Origin of the sequence: Bacillus cereus group sp. N6 (genome assembly GCF_016483705.1) — a bacterium.
In the GTDB taxonomy this organism is placed as follows: Bacteria; Bacillota; Bacilli; order Bacillales; family Bacillaceae_G; genus Bacillus_A; species Bacillus_A wiedmannii.
The window spans coordinates 1-2,889 of sequence record NZ_JAEHBI010000131.1 but is presented as its reverse complement, the minus strand read 5'-3'; the positions used below and the strand labels follow the sequence as shown (position 1 = coordinate 2,889).

Here is a 2,889-nt window from a genome sequence, read left to right as displayed (position 1 = left end):
GTACGTTCCTATTAATTGGTGGTGCTATTGGTGGAACAATTGCAATTGTAGTGACTGGCGGAATGGCAACTCCGCTTGTGGTTGGAGGCCTAGTTGCATTAGGAGCAGCCGGTATCGGTTTAGGAACGGCAACCGGGATTATGCTATCACAAAATCTAACGCAATATAATGATGTTTCTAAAAAAATCGAGCAGTTAAGCACGCAACGTACAGTGGCTGAACAGGCTGTTCTTTCACTTACGAATGCAAAGGCAACTGTAACGGATCTATACCAGACGGTAGATCAGGCAATTGATTCGCTTACAACGCTGAAAAAGCAATGGGATACGATGGGGGCAAATTACAAAGTACTACTTGATAGTATAGATTCTATACAGCCATCAAAAGTTTCCCTACTCGTAAATGATTTAGATGCAGCTAAGCAACAGTGGAGTGACATTTATCAGGACGCAGATTTAGTGGCAAAAGATATTGGATTTAAAAATGAGTAAGAGCGACGTAACAAACTACACTTTATATTTAGATATTTTCTAATATGTGTAATACAAAAAATATATTGTAACCAATTTATACTGGGGGTATAAAAATGTTAAAGAAACTACCTTATAGAGCAATGGCTTTATCGACTATTTTAGCCATTTCAGCTACCACTATTTCTTCACCTGCTACAACGTTTGCAAGTGGAATTGAACAATCCAATACAGAAAACGAAAAACTGTCGGGTAATACGGATAAAATGAAGCAAACTCTAGTAAAAGCTAGTGCATTTGCGCAATCTATGAATCTCTATTCTTACATGTTACTTAAGAATCCAGATGTGAATTTTGCAGGTCTTGATTCTAATAAAGATCTTGCAGGACATGGTGATTTACCTAACAAACTTCTACAAGATCAACAAAAAGCTCGTGAGCATGCTTCGACTTGGGATACAAAAGTAAAGCGACAACTTATAGATACTTTGACTGGTATTATTACGTTTGATACAACGTTTCAAGAGTACTATCAATACCTAGTGAACGCAATAAATACAGGAGACAAGGAGACGTTAAAAGAAGGGATTGAAGATTTACAAACAGACGTTAAAACGAACAAGCAATATGCGGTTTCATTAATTCAAGCGTTAACTGAACTAAGAAAAGACGTCAGTAACGATGGTCGAGTATTTCAAGACCATCAAACAATTCTCAGTTCTATATTAAGCAGTAAAACGGCAGGGATTGAAGCTGATGAAGCTCATCTGAAAGAGATTATGGAGAGTATACGCCATTTTAGACAAGTAGAGAGTGACGGATATCAAGTGGTGTCTTGGCCAGCGATAGGTACATGGATAGCTGGTGGTGTAATGATAGCTACTGCTAAAATAAACTTAGGCCAATTAAATCCTGCATTTGAGGGATTAAATCAAACAATAGATCAAAAAAGGGCTGCAAATCGCGTGGTGTTTACAGCATCTCAGAATGTTAGTGAAATGACAAATGCAATTAATGATGCGGTGAAATCTCTCCAATATATGGTAGATCAATGGAATGATTTAGACTCACAATATGCTGGTGTTCTCCAGAGTATTGAAAAAGCGGATGAAAAAGCAACGGCCAATCGATTTGCATTCCTAAAACCTATGTTAGATACAGCTAAGGACAGTTGGAAGACATTGAAAACAGATGCAGATACATTAAAAGAGGGATTGAAGGAATTAAAAATAGAACCTGTTAATACACAAAAATAGTGAAAATACTGCTAATTATAAAGGGATTACCTCAAGTGTAAGTATAAAATGCTTCACCTCCTAAAAAAGAAGGAATACCCATATTCCTTCTTTTTTATCTACTAACTATAAAATAATGAGTAAGGAGATGTGTTGGAATGCGAAGATTGGTTTATGTGTGTTGTATGTTAAGTATGCTGTTATGGCCGATGGACGTAACAGGAAAAGTATTCGCTGAAACGAATGTGCCTACAGTGATGGATGGCCTTGTTAACCATATTTCAGATAGATATCCCATTATTTTAAATGAAACCGATGAAGTAAAAAAGGCAGGGATTTCCGACTCGATATTATTATCTATTAAAGCTAACGTCGGGAACATCTATAAGCAGTCTCAAAAATGGAAAAATTCCTTTGCAGGAATGCTACAGCAAAATCGCTTTCAAATTGTAGATTATGATCATACATTTGATTATTTATATACAGAAATTCGGCAACAAATACAAAAAGGGGATAAAAAACAGGTATTACAATTACTTCAAAAGTTACAAAATGATTTGCGTGAGAAAGAAATGAATGTGAGTAGTTTTATTGCGAATGTAGGAGTGTTTAAGTCAGAAATGATAGAGTACGCAAGAAAGCTACAAAATGATATGCCTCCTATATCTTCTCGTATGGAAGTGTATCGAACAGAAATTCAAGATTTAGAGAAGCGATTAGAGTCAGAATCTTCAGCTTTAATTCGCGAAAAAATTGCAGAAGAAATGATGGTGCCGTCTGCGTTATTATATGATGCATTAGAACCTTTATATAATCATTTGAATTTTTTAATTCAAGACATACATGGTGTCAATGATGGTCGCTTTTTAATTGGATGGCAGGTATCCTTAGATGAGATTTTAGTAACATGGAACTCATTAGATTCTATGTTATCCAGTATAATTGATGAGGTAAATCATGCATCACAATTGAATTCAACATTTATGAAGGGTAGATTACAAGCGGCACAAGATTTATGGAAATCGGAGATTATTGGAAAATTAGAGATGTAAAGCTATTTTCGAGGAGTAATTGTGGTTCTGGTGCAAATAAAGGATATATCCTTTATTTGCACCAGAACCACTTAATGCTCACTTCGTTCCGCTTACCGTTGACAACACTCTTTTTTACCTTTCTATCTATTC

Annotated in this window: 2 protein-coding genes and 1 pseudogene; all 3 read left to right on the top strand. The window is 35.8% G+C overall.

Features of this window, described 5'->3' with window-relative positions; translation table 11 throughout:
• Positions 1-491 (top strand): annotated as a pseudogene (locus JDS99_RS30270) (hemolysin BL lytic component L1); the annotation flags it as partial.
• A gap of 95 nt (positions 492-586) precedes the next feature.
• Positions 587-1,726 carry a ClyA family alpha-helical pore-forming toxin gene (locus JDS99_RS30265; RefSeq protein WP_199696422.1) on the top strand — a complete coding sequence of 380 codons (1,140 nt, stop codon included), beginning with the start codon at positions 587-589 and terminating at the stop codon, positions 1,724-1,726.
• 137 nt (positions 1,727-1,863) lie between these two features.
• Positions 1,864-2,757 carry an HBL/NHE enterotoxin family protein gene (locus JDS99_RS30260; RefSeq protein WP_199696421.1) on the top strand — a complete coding sequence of 298 codons (894 nt, stop codon included), beginning with the start codon at positions 1,864-1,866 and terminating at the stop codon, positions 2,755-2,757.
• The last annotated feature ends 132 nt before the right edge of the window (positions 2,758-2,889 follow it).

Bases quoted from the DNA above. Each gene is read 5' to 3' on its own strand.
- JDS99_RS30265 (WP_199696422.1), top strand. From the start codon at position 587: ATGTTAAAGAAACTACCTTATAGAGCAATGGCTTTATCGACTATTTTA.
- JDS99_RS30260 (WP_199696421.1), top strand. From the start codon at position 1,864: ATGCGAAGATTGGTTTATGTGTGTTGTATGTTAAGTATGCTGTTATGG.